Raw genomic sequence first — 17,713 nt, forward strand, 5'->3', positions numbered from 1 at the left:
TGGCTGTCGCGTCAGGGGCAGCCGACATTGTGGCAGCGCGCACATGAATATCGTTCTCCCGCGCCGCTTGCGTGCGAGGTGCAAGAACCGCCGATTAAGCGATCAAACATTTCTGTGAGCGTACCACATCTTCAGACCGCGCTCCTACCGCCCGCCCTGAACGCAGGTCAGGTAGGGGCTTTGTGCCATCACCGATTTAACCCGGCGGCCGATGATTTCGAAGTGATCCGAAACCAAGATGGGCTTCATCTTGCAAAAGCCGGTTTTGATTAGCAACGCGCTGGCCGGCCGCGTCGAACTTCAGAAAATACAAGCGGTGGAGATCTCCTCCGACCTTGACGGGGCATCTAGTTCAGGGTCTAATCGAACATAGGGTACGGAGCCGCGAAGCGTTCTGGCCAAGGGAGAGGAAGTTATGGGCAAGCGGTATTTCCTGTCGGCATGTGCATTGTCGGTGCTTGCGGCAGCCAGTGCACAGGCGCAGGATGCGTCGGGGCAGAGCACGCCGCCGCCCGGCCAGACCAGTGCGAGCGGTCAGGAGCAGACTGCTTCGCCGTCCGGCGCGCTCGACGGTCAACCCGCGGGCGAAATCCAGACGTCGGCTGGCGACATCGTCGTCATGGCGCAGGGCCGTGCACAGGCGCTGGCCGACGTTCCGGTTGCGATCTCGGCGGTCAGCGGGGAGACGCTGGCACTGTCCGGTGCCAATGACATTCGACAGCTTAACCAGCTTGCGCCGTCGCTGCTGGTTTCTTCGACGGGTTCGGAGGCCAATGGTTCTCCCCGTATCCGCGGCATCGGTACGGTCGGCGACAACGCCGGCCTCGAAAGTTCGGTGGTCGTCTTCATCGACGGCGTCTATCGGTCACGATCCGGTATCGGCCTCAACGAATTGGGCGAGATCGAGCGGATCGAGGTATTGCGCGGCCCGCAGGGCACGCTCGGCGGTCGCAATTCGTCGGCCGGCCTGATCAGCATCGTCTCGAAGCGACCAGATTTCAATTTCGGAGTCACCGGAGAGGCGACCTACGGCAATTATGACTTCATCCGCCTGGCTGGCGGGGTGACCGGCCCGATCACCGAGACGCTCGCGGCGCGGATCGACGGCGTCTATGTCGAGCGCGACGGCTTCTACCGCGATCCCGCCAACGGCATCCGCGTCAACGATCGAGATCGCTACTTCGTGCGGGGGCAATTGCTGTTCGAGCCATCTTCCGATCTCAGCGTCCGTCTCATCGGCGATTATACCAAGCGCAAGGAGCAATGCTGCGCGGCGACCTATGTCGATCAGACCGTCAACCCGTCGATCGGCAACCTGAACAATCTCGCAACGCCTTTGACCACCGGTTTGCCGAACGGCAACAACATCATCAACGTGTTGCGTGATCTGGGTCAGAACGTCGGCGCATTCAATCAGGGTTACGATCGCACGCTCTCGGTCACGCCCGGCCGCTTCTTTGGCGGAACGACGACCGATTATGGCTTCTCGGGCCAGGTCGACTGGGATCTCGGTGGCGTCAACGTGACGTCGATCACCGCCTATCGCGATTACAAAAGCACGCAGGGCGCAGACATCGACTACGGCACGGCTGACATCCTGTATAATGCCGATAACGGCAATAACTTCCGTCAATTTCAGACATTTACGCAGGAACTGCGCCTACAGGGCAGTCTGTTCGACGATAAGCTCGATTGGCTCGTCGGTGGCTTCTATGCCGATGAGAAATTCACCGGCCGCAGCAATTTGCGTTTCGGCAATCAATATGGACGATTTGCGACCTGCCGCATCATCTCCGGCGGCGGTCTCGCGGGGCTTTACTCTCCGACCAGCCCGGGTTGCGTTGTCCCGGGCGTAGGTCCGGCGACGCTGACGGCGGCTGGCGGCGTCGACGTGGCCAACGGCTTCGCGTTGCTCGACACGCTGAACGACAAGGGATCGACCGCGGACCGCTACGGGCAGAAGAGCCGCAGCTTCGCGGCGTTCACCCACAACATTTTTCACATCACGAACACCCTCGATCTGACGCTGGGCGTTCGCTACACGAACGAGCGTAAACGCTTCAACGCGACCTTCGGCAACGACAATACCGTTTGCACGGGGCTGCAAAGTTCGCTGACCAGACCCGCGGGCGATCCCACGGCCAGCGCAACGCGCCGGGCATTGGCGCAAGCCCTCATCGGTCTAGGCTGCCAGGGAAATTCCACGGCAGAGCTGAACGGCGTGTCCATCGCCGACGAGCGCAAGGAAGACAAGTTCACTGGCACGGCAGTCTTATCGTGGAAGCCGATCGACGATCTGCTGGTCTATGGCAGCTTCTCGCGCGGGTATAAGGCGGGCGGGTTCAACTTCGACAGGTCCGCGCTCAAGGCGCCGCTTCAGCCGACCGCCGGTGGCTTGACGACGACCTTTGCTGCGCTCGGCGGCGCTCAGGCTTTGGTGCAGAATCTGCAGTTCGACGCCGAGACGGTGGATTCGTTCGAGATCGGCGCGAAATACGCGACCGGCCCGTTCACGCTCACCGTCGCGGCGTTCCGCCAGCAGTTCGAGAATTTTCAGCTCAACACGTTCGACGGCACGGTCTTCATCGTGCAGAATGTCAACGGCTGCTCCAGTTCGCTGAACGGCGCCGACCGCGATCAGAGCAAGTTCGCCGCCGCGCCCAACTTCAGCGCTTCGGCAGCGACGACGGGCAGTTGCGCTTCGGGCGACGTCGGCTACGGCGTCGTGTCGCAGGGCGTCGAACTTGAGGCTCAACTGGTCCCCGCGCGGGACTTCCGCGTCGGTCTCGGCCTTACCTATGCCGATACCAAGTACCGCGACAATCTTGTCGGCAATGCTGCCGGAGCGCCGCTCAACCAGGCGCTGCGCAAGCTGCCCGGCGACAATCTGTCGAACGCCCCCGAACTGGTCACCACCGCATCGGTCGCTTGGACTCCGCCGATCGGCGGGTCGGGTCTGTCGGCCTTGTTCTACGCCGACACCCGCGTGTCCAGCGACTACAACACCGGCTCCGATCTATTCCCGCAGAAGGAGCAGGACGGATTCGCGGTGGTGAATGCCCGCGTCGGGCTTCGCGGACCCAAGGAAGCGTGGTCGATCGAACTCTGGGCGCAGAACTTGTTCGACAAGAACTATGCGCAGGTCGCCTTCAACTCGCCGTTTCAGGAGGGGGCCACGACTGCCGCGTTCCAGGATCCGCAATATCCCGGTGGCCGCCAGATCTTTTCGCAATTCCTGGCTGAACCGCGCACTTACGGCGTGACGCTGCGCGGCAAATTCTGATGGACCGATGCGGCGCTGGTCCGCCGGCGCCGCATAGTTATGCGTAACTTGAGTAATTGATGACCAACGGCTTGGCTCCGACACCTACGACCGGCTTCGTTATCGCGGATACGCTGGCGATGCACAGGCGAGGCCCTACGCTTGCGTTGCTGACGATCGCCTATTTCTTCAGCTATATGGATCGACAGATTCTGGCGATCCTTCAGGAACTGATCCGCGCCGATCTGCACCTGTCGGATACGCAACTCGGGCTTGTCGCAGGCTTCGCCTTTGCCTTGTTCTACGCGACGTTGGGCCTGCCCGTCGCGCGGCTGGCGGATCGCGGCAACAGGGTGAACATCATCGCGATCGCGCTGGCGGTATGGAGCTTGATGACCGCGGTCTGCGGCCTAGCGCAAAATTTCGTCCAGCTTCTCGCCGCCCGCATTGGTGTCGGAGTCGGGGAGGCCGGGTCGGGTCCTCCGAGCCATTCGATCATCGCCGATCTCTACCCGGCGGAGAAGCGTGCTGGGGCAATGGGTATCTACTCGCTCGGGGTCGTGCTCGGTGCCGCGGGCGGCAGTATCATTGGCGGGTGGGTAGGGCACCATTACGGCTGGCGGATCGCGATGATGGCGGTGGGACTGCCGGGCGTCGCGCTGGCGGTGCTCATCAAGATGTTCGTGGTCGAACCCCGTCGCGGGCTGTCCGACGTCAGCCGGGTCGCCGAGCAGCAGGATGCGGGTATCGCGCCGAGCCTGGCCGACGGCTTTCGCGCGATGCTGGCCAATCGTGCGGCCATACATCTGGTCATGGGAGTCACGCTAACGTCGCTGATCGGCTACGGTCAGACTGCCTTCGGACCCAGCTTCCTCCAGCGTTCGCTTGACGTCCGGATGATCGACATCGCCACCTGGGTCGCGCCGATCGCCGCGGTCATGGGCACCGTATCGGCGCTGACCGGCGGCTGGATCGCAAACCTGGTTGCCGCGCGCTACGGCATCCATGCGCAGGCATGGCTGGTGCTGGTGCTCAAGGCGATTGGCCTGCCGCTCAGCTTCGTCTTCTACGCCGCGTCGAGCGCGGACATCGCCATTCCCTTCTACTTCGTATCGCTGCTGTTCACGAACAGCTATCTCGGCCCCACCTTCGCGCTGATCCAGGGTCAGGCGCCGTTGCGCTTGCGCGCGCTCTGGGCCGCGATCACATTGCTGGTCATCAACCTCATTGGCCTTGGCCTCGGTCCGATGCTGATTGGCATCATCAGCGACGCGCTCCGCCCCACGCTAGGTGAGGAATCCCTGCGTTACGCCATGCTGACCTTTGCCGCTGCGACGCCTTGGGCACTGTTCCATTACTGGCGCGCAGGGGTGTGGCTGAAGCGGCAGGAAGCACGCCCCGCCTGACGTGGCGCGAAGCCGAAAAGATCGGAGGTCGCCCGGACGACGATCAGAGGCCGAAATTCGCGGCGCACCATCCGGCAGCGCGCGTGCTTACTGTCGGGTCGCTCACGGAGGCGTCGCAATCGCGACGTCCGCTCATCGGCCGTCACTTAGCGAGCAATACCATCAATCATATCAGTACGGATATTCTCAACTCCGACGTCATGCGCTCGATGACACCGGAGATGGCGACAAGCATCGCCATTCGTGGTCGGGGCTTCACTTACCTCGCCGCGCGATCGTCGAACATTCCGAAGAGCAATGTCGACGCATACATCGCAATCGCGCGCTCCCGCGGCATCGTGCCTGCCCATTTGCGCATGTCGAACGCGGCATTCTGAAGGGCCATCAGCGACTGCGCCGCGATTAGTGCATCGACCGGGCGGCACGATCCTTCCGCGATCCCGTCCATGATCGTACCTGCGTACCGCCTCGCGATCCGGTTCGAACGATCGACCATCGCCGCGCGCACGTTAAGAGGCAGGCCGCTGAGCGCGGTCGTCCGCAACAGCGGCCCGCGTTCGGCGAACTGCACGTCGAGCAGGGTCGCGACCGCGCTCGACAGGCGATGCCAGTGCGTGCCCCCGGCCTCGTCAGCCAGGCGCTGCGCGTCCGCAATCGTGTCGAAACTGCGCTTGTAGCAGGCGATGACCAGATCGTCCTTGGCATCGAGATGATGGTAGAAGCTGCCCTTCGTCACGTTCAGTTCGGATGCGATCCGCTGCACGCTGGCGCCTCGATACCCCAATTGATTGATGAGCCGCGTCGCCGCCAGCAAGAAGGCGGAGCGCCCCGGTTCGGCTTCGGCATGCGCCAGGTCGAGCATCGCCGGCGCCCATGCCGCCCCCGGCGCCGCAATGCCGCGCGCGAAGACGTCCATCAGTCTCGCCTCGACCCGCGCATATTGTTCGGGTTCGTAGCGCGGCAGCCAGGCGGTGAGCCAGAAGCTGTTCTCCAGCAGCACATGCGCGCGCGCGCCGTGCAGATCGGTCTGCGCACGGGAGCGCGGCGTGCCCCAAAGCCCGCGAGTCGTCCGGAACACCTTCTGCCAGCTCGCCATCAGCCGCCCACGGATGGGGTCTTCGGTCGCGCGAAGGTCCGACAGAACTGCGAACGGCCGCTCCTCGCCACATTCGACCCGCGCCAATCGTACCATGTTGAGCGCCAGAAAGCGCGCCACGCGGGCCTGTGGATCGGACTCCTGCATGGCCTCGACCAGCATCGCCAGCAGCCGGTCGAGCGTGTTCTCGAACGCCGCGGCGGCCAGCTCTTCTTTACGTTTGAAATAATAGGTCACGCTGGTCGTATTCAGGCCGACCCGGCGCGCGACATCTGCGAAGGTCATGCCCTTCGCACTTTGTTCGTTTATCGCCTCGGCCGCTGCGGCCAGGATCGCGTCGCGCTTCTGACGAAAGCGCTTGGTTCCCTGCTCGCCACCCTGTTCGCCAGGGTTGGCCGTCCCCTCCGTTACATTCATGATGGGAATGTATCAGCTTCGTTTAGAAGGAACAGTGTTATTTGCATGGCACATTACCCGTGATTTACCCAACGTCCGTGCAGGCATCGCGGGGCTTTACCGAAAAAGCGGTACGGTCTAAGTCGCCTTCCATCCAACGACCAGACACCCCGAGAAACGATCAGGAGCAGATGCGGTGGACTTCACCCTTAACGAACGCGAAACCCATTTCCGGGACCGGGTGAGGGACTTCATCGACCGCGAAATCCGACCGCGCCAGCACGAATACGATCAGCAGAGCCGCGATGGCGAGCGCTGGAAGGTGATCTCGGTGATCGAGGAGGTCAAGGAAAAGGCGAAGGCTGCGGGCCTGTGGAACCTGTTCATGCCGCCGCACTCCGGCCAGACCCATGTCGACGACACGTTCGCTTTCGAGGGCACCCAGCTGACCAACCTCGAATATGCGTTGTGCGCCGAGGAGATGGGCAAGATCGGATGGGCATCGGAATGCTTCAATTGCTCCGCACCCGACACCGGCAACATGGAGGTGTTTCACCGTTACGGTACGCGCGAGCACAAGGAGCGCTGGCTCCGCCCGCTGATGCACGGCGAAATCCGCTCTGCTTTCCTGATGACCGAGCCGGCGGTCGCCTCATCCGACGCAACGAACATCGAGACCCGCATGGAGCGGGACGGCGACGAGTATGTCATCAACGGCACCAAATGGTGGTCGAGCGGGGTCGGCGATCCGCGCTGCAAAATCGCGATCGTCATGGGCAAGACGTCGCTCGAAGGCTCTCGCCACCAGCAGCAGAGCCAGATCCTCGTGCCGATGGACACGCCAGGCGTCACCATCAAGCGGATGCTCAGCGTCTATGGCTACGACCACGCCCCCCACGGTCACGGCGAAGTGGTGCTCGAAAATGTTCGGGTGCCGATCGAGAACGTTCTGCTTGGTGAAGGCCGCGGTTTCGAGATCGCGCAGGGACGGCTCGGGCCGGGCCGTATCCATCACTGTATGCGCACCATCGGAACAGCGGAAACCGCAATCGAAGCGATGGCCAAGCGCCTGCTCAGCCGTGTCGCCTTCGGTAAGCGGATCGCGGATCACTCGGTCTGGGAACAGCGGATCGCCAAGGCACGCATCGACATCGAGATGACGCGTCTGCTGTGCCTCAAGGCCGCCGACATGATGGACAAAGCGGGCAACAAGGCCGCCCAGCTGGAAATCGCGATGATCAAGGTCGCCGCCCCCACTATGGCGCTCCAGATCCTCGACGATGCTATACAGGCGCACGGCGGCGGTGGCGTTTCCGGCGACTTTCACCTGGCGCACGATTGGGCAGGTATCCGCACCTTGCGCTTCGCCGACGGTCCCGACGAAGTTCACAACCGCTCGATCGCACGCAACGAATTCGGCAAATACGGCGACTGGAAGACCGAAGTCGCTGCACGGTAAACGCATCACCCTCACCCTGTCGCCACTGCGTGCCTCCTCCCTCTCCCGCCGGGAGATGGAGGGAGTGGCGAAGCGGCGGAAGGGTGAGGGCGACACCCCTTGAGGTTGATCCCATGAAAGCCGCAATCCTCTTCGAAGCCGGAACGCCCCTCAGCATCGAGGACGTCTCCATCTCCAAACCGCAGGCGCGTGAAGTGCTGATCCGCACCCATGCGGTTGGCGTGTGCCGCAGCGACTTGCATTTTGTCGACGGCGCCTATCCGCATCCGATGCCGACGATCCCCGGCCACGAAGCCGCTGGAATCGTCGAGCAGGTCGGCGACGAGGTCACCTCGGTCAAGGTCGGCGACCATGTCGTCACCTGCCTTTCCGCTTTCTGCGGGCACTGCGAATTCTGCGTCACCGGGCGGCTGTTCCTCTGCATCGACGCCAGCGTGAAGCGCGCGAAGAAAGCGCCGCCGCGGCTGATGCTCGGCGACCGGCCCGTCGCGCAGATGCTCAATCTGAGCGCCTATGCCGAGCAGATGCTGGTCCACGAACATGCCTGCGTCGCGATCGACCGCGACATGCCGCTCGACCGCGCCTGCCTGCTCGGGTGCGCGGTGACGACGGGCGCGGGGGCGGTGTTCAACACCACCGACGTGACGCCGGGCGAGACGGTGTGCGTCGTCGGCTGCGGCGGCATCGGCCTGGCCGCGGTCAACGCCGCGCGGATCGCCGGGGCGGGCAAGATCATCGCGCTCGATCCGGTCGCGGAAAAGCGCAGCCTCGCCGGAAAGCTGGGTGCCACGCACACGATCGACGCCTTGTCCGAAACTGCGGCAGAGGAGGTGATCGCGATCACCAAGGGCGGCGTCCACCACGCGATCGAGGCGGTCGGTCGTCCGCAATCGGCGGCCACCGCGGTGAAAGTGCTCCGCCGCGGCGGCACCGCGACGATCCTCGGCATGATGCCGCTCGCCGAAAAGGTAGGGCTGTCGGCGCTCGACCTGCTCTCGGGCAAGCGGCTGCAGGGCGGCTTCATGGGATCGAACCGGTTCCCCGTGGACCTGCCGAGGCTTGTCGACTTCTACCAGCGTGGGCTGCTCGATCTCGACTCGATCATTGGTGAACGCATGCCGCTGGATCGGATCAACCACGCCTTCGACGAACTGCGCAAGGGCGACGCGACCCGCAGCGTCGTGGTGTTCGCGTGAGCAAAACATTTCATTCCTCCCCGGCACGGGGAGGGGGACCAGCCGCAGGCTGGTGGAGGGGGCGATCCACAAGCGATGCCCCCGCGGAGAACCCCCTCCACCACCGCTTTCGGCGGCGGTCCCCCTCCCCCTGCGGGGGAGGATTGCAGATCGCAAGGTTCAACCAATGAGTGAAGCGTCAGCCGGCATGGAAGGCACTATCGCGGTCGCCGAAAAGGACCGCCTCGACCTCGATCGCCTCGCCGCCTGGATGCACGCGCATGTCGATGGCTTCGCAGGCCCGCTGACCTATGCCAAGTTCGCCGGCGGCCAGTCCAATCCGACGTACCGTCTCGAAACGCCGACCCGCGCCTATGTCCTGCGGCGCAAGCCGTTCGGCCCAATTCTGCCGAGCGCACACGCGGTCGATCGCGAATATCGCGTCATCGCCGGGCTGCACCCGACGGGCTTTCCCGTGCCGCGCCCCTATGGCCTATGCGAAGATCCCGACGTCCTCGGCTCGGCCTTCTACGTCATGGAAATGGTCGATGGCCGGACGATCTGGGACGGCAGCATGCCGGATCACGCGCCAACAGAACGTCGGGCTCATTACGAAGCGATGATCGACACGCTTGCTGCGCTCCATTCGGTCGATCATGTCGCTGCCGGTCTCGGCGAATATGGCAGGCCCGGCAATTACTTCGAGCGGCAGGTCGCGCGCTGGACCAAGCAATATCGTGCGGCCGAGACGGAGACGATGCCCGCCGTCGAGCGCTTGATCGAATGGCTGCCACGGACGCTGCCCGAACAGAACCGCACGTCGATCGTCCACGGCGACTATCGCATCGACAACATGATCTTTGCCCCCGACGAGCCAAACGTCATCGCGGTGCTCGACTGGGAACTCTCGACCCTCGGCGATCCGCTCGCTGATTTCTCCTACCTTCTGATGAGTTGGGTCACCGAACCCGAGGGCCGTTCCGGCGTGAAGGGACTCACGGGGCCGGCTACGGGCATCCCGACGATCGATGAGGTCGTCGCCCGCTATTGCGTTGCTACCGGCCGCGATGGCCTTCCCGATCTCAACTGGTATTTCGCTTACAACCTGTTCCGCCTGACCGGCATCGTCCAGGGGATCAAGAAGCGGATCGAACTCGGTACCGCGTCAAGCGCGCAGGCGGAAAAGTCGGCGGCGGGGGTGTACCGACTAGCGGATGCCGCCTGGGGCTTTGCCGTGAAGGCTGGGGCTTGAGCCTGGCGTTCTACATTTGGCTTCCGCGGAACAGGGGCAGCAGTGGGCTGACATTGGACATTGGCACAGGGCTTTCATTGACCATATCTACTTTTGGGAAGACCGATGAAATTGTTCGACCTGACCGGTAAGGTCGCGATCGTGACCGGTTCCTCGCGCGGCATCGGCCGCGCCAGCGCAGAGGCGCTGGCCGAACATGGTGCGAAGGTCGTCATCTCCAGTCGCAAGCAGGACGCGTGTGACGCCTTCGCCGCAGAATTGAACGGACGTTACGGCCCCGGCACCGCCATCGCGATCGCCGCCAGCATCTCCGACAAGGCAGCGCTTCAGCATCTCGTCGACGAAACGCGCGCAACCTTCGGGCGCATTGACGTCCTCGTCTGCAATGCCGCCTCCAACCCTTATTACGGGCCGATGGAGGGTATCGCCGACGACCAGTTCCGCAAGATCCTCGACAACAACATCGTCTCGAACGTGTGGCTGATCGCCATGGTCGCGCCCGAAATGCGCGAGCGCCGCGAAGGTTCGATCGTTATCGTCTCGTCGATCGGTGGCCTGCGCGGATCGCCGGTGATCGGCGCCTATTGCGTTTCCAAAGCTGCCGACATGCAGCTGGCGCGCAACCTGGCGGTGGAATATGGACCCCACAATGTTCGCGTGAACTGCATCGCGCCCGGCCTCATCAAGACCGACTTCGCCCGCGCTCTGTGGGAAGACCCCGACCGCATCAAGGCCGCCAACGAAAGCGTACCTTTGCGCCGCATCGGCGAACCGCATGAGATCGCAGGTGCGGTCGTCTATCTCGCTTCGCCGGCATCCACCTTCATGACCGGACAGACGATGGTCGTCGATGGCGGCGTCACGATCTGACTTTCAACCATCCGTTCGCCATGAGCGAAGTCGAAGGGCTGGTCCGTTGCCCAAGTGCTTCGACTTCGCTCAGTTCGAACGGCAATCAGGAGAGTGATATGCGCTTCGCAGACAAGTCGATCATCGTCACCGGCGCCGGATCGGGCATCGGCCGCGCCGCCGCGCTGCTGTTCGCCCGCGAAGGCGGCCTCGTCGTCGCCGCCGACAGGAGCGATGCGGTCGAGGAGACCGTCGCCGCGATCGCCGCCGCCGGCGGCACCGCGCGCGCGATCCGCATGGACGCGGGCGTCGAGAATGACGTGATTCGCACCGTCGCGCTCGCCTGCGACGCGCATGCCGGGCTTGACGTGATGTTCGCCAATGCCGGTATCTCGGGCGGCATGGCCAACATCTTCGATACCGACGTCGCGCTCATCACCGAGGTGCTGCGCGTCAACCTCATCGGCCCGTTCCTTGCGATCAAGCATGCGGCTCCGAAGATCGCCGAACGCGGAGGTGGGGCCATCGTGCTGACGGCCAGCGTCGCCGGCATTCGATCGGGCGCCGGATCACCCGCCTATTCGGCATCCAAAGCTGGAGTTATCAATCTTGCCCAGGTTGCCGCCCAGCAGCTTGCCGGATCGAACGTCCGCGTCAATGCAATCTGCCCCGGCCTGACTGAGACCGGCATGACCAAACCGACGTTCGATTACGCCCGCGAAGCCGGCAAGTCCGACCGCATCGGACGCCTCAATCCACTTCGCCGCGGCGCACAGCCCGAGGAACTGGCAGAAGTCGCCGCCTTCCTCGCGTCCGACGCCGCCAGCTACGTCAACGGGCAGGCGATTGCGGTCGACGGTGGCCTGTCGTCGAGCCACCCGGTTACTCGGCAGGATTACGGACGAACGGCCGTCTAGGCAGCGGCTTGGGTTTCGGCAAAACCGGTGAAGTAACCGCGCAGGGTTGGATCGGTGATCGGCGCGACAAGCTCCGCTACGGCCGTCGCCACTTCGCCCCCACCACCGATTAATGCACCGGGCTGGAATCCCATGGTCCATCCCGGGAAACTGCGCTCGCCGATCGCCTGGTCAGCCAGCACGACCGCCGCGAAATGTCTGGTATCGCCACGAATGCGGTCGAACGTTGCACGCACCGCATCTTCCGGGCCTTCAAGCGCCTGCAGAAAGCGTCGGCCGCCGGCAATGAGCAGTCCTGTGATGCCCGCTGCGGCGTTGTTGCGGCGCGAAACGCGCAGGATGCTTTCCAGGTCAGAGGGCGTGATCGGGTTCCGAGCGGTACTTATGTAGAGAAGGCGACGCATGCCTGCGATCCTTTGTGAGGCTGACCGTCCGTGCTTAACGCCCGTCCGCAAACAAGGCGTAAACGGACGTTTAATCCAGATCAGGCGCGCAGTCGGATCAATCCCTCCTGGGCCACGCTTGCCACCAGCGTTCCGTCGCGCGCATAGATGCTGCCGCGATTGAAGCCGCGCGCATGCCCCGCCCAAGGGCTGTCAGTCGCGTAGAGTAGCCAGTCGTCAACGCGAAAGTCTTCGTGGAACCAGATTGCGTGATCGAGGCTCGCGGTTTGGAGGTTGCTCGTCATCCAGTTGACGCCGTGTGGTAGCGTGCAGGTGCCGAGCAACGTCATGTCCGAGGCATAGGCCAGGATGGCGCGGTGCATCGCCGCGTCGCCGCCGATTTGCGAAGATAGCCGAAACCAGCTGGCCTGGCGCGGCTCGCCGGGTTGCGGATGCGCCCATGATCGTTGCTCGACAGGACGGATCTCGATCGGGCGGGCACGCAGCATGTGGCGGCGATACTTTTCGGGAATTTCATCCACAGAGGCTGCGCGCAGGTCGCGATCCGATACGAGCGACTCTGGCGGGGGCACGTCTGGCATCGCGTCCTGATGCGCCAGCCCATCTTCAGGCACCTGGAACGATGCCGCAAGGTTCAGGATCGGTGCGCCGCGCTGCATGGCGATCACCCGTCGCGTCGCGAAACTGCGTCCTTCGAAATCGCGTACCACCCGATAGACAATCGGCAGAGTCTCGTCACCCGCCCGCATGAAATAGGCATGGAGGGAATGTGCGACTTTCGGTTCGTCGACGGATCGCTGAGCTGCCTGCAAGGCTTGCGCAATCACCTGCCCGCCGAAAACGCGCCCCACGCCGCCGGGCTGGCGCGCGCCGCGATAAAGATCGGTGTCGATCTCCTCGACATCCAGCAGATCGACCAGCGCCTTGGTCAATTCTTCCGGAGCGGCATCGTGGGGCGTGTTGAGGTCCATCAATATCCAGCCGCGACTGCCAGCCGATCCGCGTGGAAATTGGCGTCGCCGAACAATTCGGTCAGCACGCGTGCGCGTTTCATGAAGAAGCCGATGTCATATTCGTCGGTCATGCCGATGCCGCCATGCATCTGCACGCCCTCCTGCACCGACAGGGTGGTTGCCAGCGAGGTCATCGCCTTGGCCACGGACACCGCCGCATCCGCCTTGTCCGATCCTGCGTCGAGCAGCTGCTGCGCTTTCAGCACCGCCGCACGCGCGACTTCCATCTCGGCATAGAGGTGCGCGGCGCGGTGCTGGAGCGCCTGGAACGATCCGATCAGCTGGCCGAACTGCTTGCGTTCCTTCAGGTAGTTGACCGTTCGGTCCATCGCCCCGCCGCCCACGCCCAGCATCTCCGCCGACGCACCAGCGCGGCCGGCACGCAGCAGCCGGTCCAGCCCCTCACGTCCGCCATCGATTTCCCCGATGACGGCATCGGCATCGACCTCGACCCCATCGAACGTCATTCGCGCCGCAATACCGGAGTCGGCCAGCCGCTCCGCCGATGCGGACAGACCGGCCGCTTTCCTCTCGACCGCGAACAGCGTCACGCCGTCCTGCTCGTCGTCTGCACCGCCGGTCCGCGCCGCGACGATCAGCAGGTCGGCGACGTGGCCATGCACGACGAAGCGCTTGGCGCCCGACAGCCGGAATCCGTTGCCCGAACGCTCCGCTTTTAACCCGATCGCGCCGCCATGCTTGGCACGCTCATCGATGGCGAGTGCCGCCACGATCTCTCCGGCGACGATGCCGGGGAACCAACGATCGGCCAGGCTGCTGCCCTCAAGTGCCGCGACCGTGACCACCGAGGTCGTCAGGAAAGGCGAGGGCGAAAGATTGCGCCCGATCTCCTCCATAACGATCCCGGCCTCGACATGGCCCAGCCCCAACCCGCCGTGATCCTCGCCGATCATCAGGCCGGTGAAGCCCATTTCCGCGAACTGCTTCCACAGGTCGCGGCTGAAGCCGGCGGGATCGTCCGCATCCCGCAGCGCGCGCATGTGGCTGACGGGGGCGGCATCGGCGACGAAATCGCGGATCGTATCCTGGAGCGCGGTCTGGTCTTCGTTCAGGTAGAGCGGCATCTTCTTCTCCATTTCCTCTCCCTTAGGGAGAGGGGTGCGCGATCAGGCCGGTAGCGCCAGGATGCGCTTGGCGATGATGTTGAGCTGGACCTCGCTTGTCCCGCCTTCGATCGAATTGGCCTTGGTCCTGAGCCACGATCGCGCGGCCGCGCCGCCGTGCGACGCGTCGCTCTCCCACTCGAGCGCCTCGGACCCGCCAGCCGCCATCATCAGCTCGTGCCGCGACTTGTTCAGTTCGGTGCCATAGTATTTCATCATGCTGGGCTGCGCCGGATGCGCGCGCCCAGCCTTCAGTTCGTCGATGAACCGCTCGCTCATCGCGCCGAACGCATTCGCGCGCACCTCGAACATCGCGATGGCGGCACGCAGGAGGGGATCGGCCAATCGGCCGTCATGCCCGACGCCGACGGTTGCCAGGGCGCCTGCGACCAACGGGTTCTTGCCTTGCCCGCCAAGGCCCATGCCCGAGATCATCTCGCGCTCGTGACCCAGCAGGTATTTGGCGACGTCCCAGCCCTTGTTCTCGTCGTGGATGCGATTGGCCTTGGGCACCTTCACGTTATCGAAGAAGGTTTCGCAGAAGGGCGAATTGCCGCTGATGAGCAGGATCGGCCTGGTCGATACGCCCTCGCTGGCCATGTCGAACAGCACGAAGCTGATCCCGCCCTGCTTGGACTCTTTCGAGGTACGGACGAGGCAGAAGATCCAGTCTGCCTGGTCGGCGTAGCTGGTCCAGACCTTCTGTCCGTTGATGACATAATGATCGCCGCCATCCTCCGCCGAAGTGGTGAGGCCTGCCAGGTCGGAACCGGCGTTCGGCTCCGAATATCCTTGGCACCAGCGGATTTCGCCGCGGGCGATTTTGGGCAGGTGATCGAGCTTCTGTTCCTCGGTGCCATATTTCAGCAGTGCTGGCCCGAGCATGGAGATGCCGAAGCTGTTCAGCGGGTTGCGCGCGCGGATCGCCGCCATCTCCTCGCGCAGCACCTTGGTTTCGGCGGGCGACAGTCCGCCGCCGCCATAAGCCTGGGGCCAGTCGGGCACCGTCCAGCCGCGTGCGGCCATACGGTCCAGCCAATCCTTCTGCGCCGGGCTCGAAGGCTGGAAATTGCGTCCACCCCAGCAGACGTCCTTTTCGGACTTCAACGGCTCGCGCATCTCCGGCGGGCAGTTTTCGGCGAGCCATGCGCGGGTTTCGGTGCGGAAGGTGTCGAGGTCGGTCATTCTGGTCTCCTCCATTCCTCACCGGCACGGGGAGGGGGACCGCCGGCGGAGCCGGTGGTGGAGGGGGGTGGGCCACGCGCCGGCCGCTCGCGGCGCTCCCCCTCCACCATGCTTCGCATGGTCCCCCTCCCCGCGATCGGGGAGGATCAATCGGTTACTTGATCGTGCCAGTCTTCAGGCTCTGCGCCACCGTGAAGCCGTGCTTCTCCAGTCCCGCGACGACCTTCTCATACCCCTCGGTCTTCGCCCAGAACATCGGGCCGCCGCGATAAACCGGCCAGCCGTAGCCGTAGATCCACACCACATCGACGTCGGATGCCCGCTGTGCCTTGCCCTCTTCTAGGATCAGCGCGCCTTCATTGACCATGGTGTAGAGCGTCCGTTCGACAATCTCCTCGTCGCTGATGGTGCGTACCGTCGCGCCCGACGTCTTGCGGAAATCCTCGATGATCTCGGCCACCCGCGGCGACGGAGAGGGGTTACGCTTCTCGTCGTAATCGTAGAAGCCGGCCTGCTTCTTCTGCCCCCAGCGGCCCTCGGCGGCGAGCGCGTCGCGGATGTTCTCGATGCGCGTCGGATCGCGGTGCCAGCCGATGTCGACCCCGGCGAGGTCGCTCATCTGGAACGGTCCCATCGGCATGCCGAATTCGACATGGACGCGGTCGATCTGCTCGGGCGTCGCGCCCTCCATCAGCAGCTTGTTCGCCTCGACCTGGCGCGGCATCAGCATGCGGTTGCCGATGAAGCCATAGGTGACGCCCGCGACCACCGCGACCTTCTTGATCTTCTTGGCCAGCGTCATGACGGTGGCCAGCACGTCGCCCGCGGTCTTTGCGCCGCGCACCACTTCGAGCAATTTCATCACGTTGGCGGGCGAGAAGAAGTGCATCCCGACGACGTCCTGCGGGCGCGACGTGACGCTCGCGATCTCGTCTATATCCAGATAGGAGGTGTTCGACGCCAGGATCGCCCCCGGCTTGGCGATCGCGTCCAGCTTCGTGAAGATCTCCTTCTTCACGTCCATCTGCTCATAGACCGCCTCGATGATGAGGTCGCAATCGGCGAGATCGTCGAAGCTGAGCGACGGCTTCAGCGCGCCCATCGCCTGTTCGACCTGTTCGGGCTTCAGCCGCCCCTTGGCCGCCGACGCCTCGTAATTCTTGCGGACGACGCCGGTGCCGCGGTCGAGCGCCTCCTGCTGCATCTCCACGATCGTCACCGGAATGCCTGCCGAGAGGAAGTTCATCGCGATGCCGCCGCCCATCGTGCCCGCACCGATCACGCCGACGCGCCTGATCTCGCGCAGCGGCGTATCGGCCGGCACGTCGTCGATCTTGGCGGCCTGGCGCTCGGCGAAGAAGATGTGGCGCTGGGCGGCGGACTGGACGCCCATCATCAGCCCCATGAACGACTGGCGCTCGAACTGGATACCCTCTTCGAACGACGATCCGTCGGCGGCCTTCTCGACGCAGGCGATGTTCGCGGCGGGGGCGTCGAAGCCGCGGAAGCGGCGCCCGTTCTCCTTCTTGAAGGCGGCGACCGCGTCCGGATCGGCCTGCGCGGTCTTGTGCGACGCGCGCGGGATCGGGCGCACCGCGCTCACCTCCCGCGCGAAGGCGATCGCATCGGCTTCCAGCGACGCTTCGCCCGCCAGCCGGTCGATCAGCCCGGCGTCGAGCGCCTTTTGCGCGGCGATCGGATCGCCCTTGGCGGTCATTTCCAGCGCCAGCTTGACGCCCGCGATGCGCGGAATCCGCTGCGTCCCGCCCGCACCCGGCAGCAGCCCGAGCTTGACCTCCGGCGTGCCGATCTTGGCGGAGGGCACCGCGATCCGGTAATGGCACCCCAGCGCCACTTCGCAGCCGCCGCCGAGCGCGGTCCCGTGGATCGCCGCGACCACCGGCTTATCGCTCGCCTCGATCATGTCGACCAGGGTCGGCAACGCCGGCTCCTGCATCGCCTTGCCGAATTCGGTGATGTCGGCGCCCGCGAAGAAGGTGCGCCCGCCACAACGGATGACCATCGCGGTGACGCCCGCGTCGGCGGCGCCTTCCCAGATCGCGGCTTCCAGCCCCTGGCGCACCGCGGCGCCCAGCGCATTGACCGGCGGATTGTCGGAGATGATGACGAGGACGTCGTCATGGCGTTCGGTGCGGATCGGGGACGTCATGGGAA

At 64.3% G+C, this 17,713-nt stretch carries 13 protein-coding genes; 7 read left to right on the forward strand and 6 right to left on the reverse strand.

All coding sequences use genetic code 11. From position 1 onward, the window contains the following. Positions 1-415: 415 nt before the first annotated feature. Together VF643_RS11085 and VF643_RS11090 are read left to right on the forward strand one after the other, a co-directional pair. Positions 416-3,283 carry a TonB-dependent receptor gene (locus VF643_RS11085; RefSeq protein ID WP_331043451.1) on the forward strand — a complete coding sequence of 956 codons (2,868 nt, stop codon included), beginning with the start codon at positions 416-418 and terminating at the stop codon, positions 3,281-3,283. 59 nt (positions 3,284-3,342) lie between these two features. Next, positions 3,343-4,668 carry an MFS transporter gene (locus VF643_RS11090; protein WP_331043452.1) on the forward strand — a complete coding sequence of 442 codons (1,326 nt, stop codon included), beginning with the start codon at positions 3,343-3,345 and terminating at the stop codon, positions 4,666-4,668. A 259-nt stretch (positions 4,669-4,927) separates the two neighbouring features. Here the strand turns inward: VF643_RS11090 and VF643_RS11095 are convergent, their stop codons facing one another. Continuing rightward, entirely contained in the window at positions 4,928-6,181 is a 1,254-nt protein-coding gene (locus VF643_RS11095; RefSeq protein WP_331043453.1) for a TetR/AcrR family transcriptional regulator, read from the reverse strand. Positions 6,182-6,356: 175 nt separating this feature from the next. Here VF643_RS11095 and VF643_RS11100 point away from each other — a divergent pair, with 175 nt between their 5' ends. From VF643_RS11100 to VF643_RS11120, 5 genes are all read left to right on the forward strand, one after another. Further along, positions 6,357-7,619 carry an acyl-CoA dehydrogenase family protein gene (locus VF643_RS11100; RefSeq protein ID WP_331043454.1) on the forward strand — a complete coding sequence of 421 codons (1,263 nt, stop codon included), beginning with the start codon at positions 6,357-6,359 and terminating at the stop codon, positions 7,617-7,619. A gap of 113 nt (positions 7,620-7,732) precedes the next feature. Beyond that, positions 7,733-8,815, forward strand: a complete 1,083-nt coding sequence (locus tag VF643_RS11105) for a Zn-dependent alcohol dehydrogenase (RefSeq protein WP_331043455.1) — start codon at positions 7,733-7,735, stop codon at positions 8,813-8,815. Between the two features lie 166 nt (positions 8,816-8,981). Then, on the forward strand, positions 8,982-10,046 hold the full coding sequence (locus VF643_RS11110; RefSeq protein WP_414713845.1) for a phosphotransferase family protein: 1,065 nt from the start codon (positions 8,982-8,984) through the stop codon (positions 10,044-10,046). 105 nt (positions 10,047-10,151) lie between these two features. Continuing rightward, the gene (locus tag VF643_RS11115; RefSeq protein ID WP_331043456.1) at positions 10,152-10,916 is read left to right on the forward strand and encodes an SDR family oxidoreductase; all 765 of its coding nucleotides are present in this window, start codon (positions 10,152-10,154) and stop codon (positions 10,914-10,916) included. Positions 10,917-11,014: 98 nt separating this feature from the next. Continuing rightward, positions 11,015-11,812 (forward strand): SDR family oxidoreductase, encoded by a 798-nt coding sequence (locus VF643_RS11120; RefSeq protein WP_331043457.1) that lies wholly within the window; start codon positions 11,015-11,017, stop codon positions 11,810-11,812. On the opposite strand, the gene VF643_RS11125 is transcribed toward VF643_RS11120, so the two are convergent. From VF643_RS11125 to VF643_RS11145, 5 genes are all read right to left on the reverse strand, one after another. Next, complete coding sequence (locus tag VF643_RS11125; protein ID WP_331043458.1) at positions 11,809-12,216, reverse strand: BLUF domain-containing protein; 408 nt, start codon at positions 12,214-12,216, stop codon at positions 11,809-11,811. The genes VF643_RS11120 and VF643_RS11125 overlap by 4 nt on opposite strands. Before the next feature lie 80 nt (positions 12,217-12,296). After that, complete coding sequence (locus VF643_RS11130) at positions 12,297-13,187, reverse strand: acyl-CoA thioesterase II (RefSeq protein WP_331043459.1); 891 nt, start codon at positions 13,185-13,187, stop codon at positions 12,297-12,299. Continuing rightward, on the reverse strand, positions 13,187-14,314 hold the full coding sequence (locus tag VF643_RS11135) for an acyl-CoA dehydrogenase family protein (protein ID WP_331043488.1): 1,128 nt from the start codon (positions 14,312-14,314) through the stop codon (positions 13,187-13,189). Before VF643_RS11135 ends, VF643_RS11130 begins: the two co-directional genes overlap by 1 nt. A 42-nt stretch (positions 14,315-14,356) precedes the next feature. Beyond that, positions 14,357-15,538 (reverse strand): acyl-CoA dehydrogenase family protein, encoded by a 1,182-nt coding sequence (locus VF643_RS11140; protein WP_331043460.1) that lies wholly within the window; start codon positions 15,536-15,538, stop codon positions 14,357-14,359. A 154-nt stretch (positions 15,539-15,692) separates the two neighbouring features. Further along, the gene (locus tag VF643_RS11145) at positions 15,693-17,708 is read right to left on the reverse strand and encodes a 3-hydroxyacyl-CoA dehydrogenase NAD-binding domain-containing protein (protein ID WP_331043461.1); all 2,016 of its coding nucleotides are present in this window, start codon (positions 17,706-17,708) and stop codon (positions 15,693-15,695) included. Positions 17,709-17,713: the final 5 nt, after the last annotated feature.

It is taken from the genome of Sphingomonas sp. (genome assembly GCF_036387595.1).
GTDB lineage: Bacteria > Pseudomonadota > Alphaproteobacteria > Sphingomonadales > Sphingomonadaceae > Sphingomonas.

Coding starts and splice junctions, on each gene's coding strand:
- VF643_RS11125 (WP_331043458.1), bottom strand. CDS start 12,216: ATGCGTCGCCTTCTCTACATAAGTACCGCTCGGAACCCGATCACGCCC.
- VF643_RS11105 (WP_331043455.1), top strand. CDS start 7,733: ATGAAAGCCGCAATCCTCTTCGAAGCCGGAACGCCCCTCAGCATCGAG.
- VF643_RS11085 (WP_331043451.1), top strand. CDS start 416: ATGGGCAAGCGGTATTTCCTGTCGGCATGTGCATTGTCGGTGCTTGCG.
- VF643_RS11115 (WP_331043456.1), top strand. CDS start 10,152: ATGAAATTGTTCGACCTGACCGGTAAGGTCGCGATCGTGACCGGTTCC.
- VF643_RS11120 (WP_331043457.1), top strand. CDS start 11,015: ATGCGCTTCGCAGACAAGTCGATCATCGTCACCGGCGCCGGATCGGGC.
- VF643_RS11140 (WP_331043460.1), bottom strand. CDS start 15,538: ATGACCGACCTCGACACCTTCCGCACCGAAACCCGCGCATGGCTCGCC.
- VF643_RS11145 (WP_331043461.1), bottom strand. CDS start 17,708: ATGACGTCCCCGATCCGCACCGAACGCCATGACGACGTCCTCGTCATC.
- VF643_RS11130 (WP_331043459.1), bottom strand. CDS start 13,187: ATGGACCTCAACACGCCCCACGATGCCGCTCCGGAAGAATTGACCAAG.
- VF643_RS11135 (WP_331043488.1), bottom strand. CDS start 14,314: ATGCCGCTCTACCTGAACGAAGACCAGACCGCGCTCCAGGATACGATC.
- VF643_RS11095 (WP_331043453.1), bottom strand. CDS start 6,181: ATGAATGTAACGGAGGGGACGGCCAACCCTGGCGAACAGGGTGGCGAG.
- VF643_RS11090 (WP_331043452.1), top strand. CDS start 3,343: ATGACCAACGGCTTGGCTCCGACACCTACGACCGGCTTCGTTATCGCG.
- VF643_RS11110 (WP_414713845.1), top strand. CDS start 8,982: ATGAGTGAAGCGTCAGCCGGCATGGAAGGCACTATCGCGGTCGCCGAA.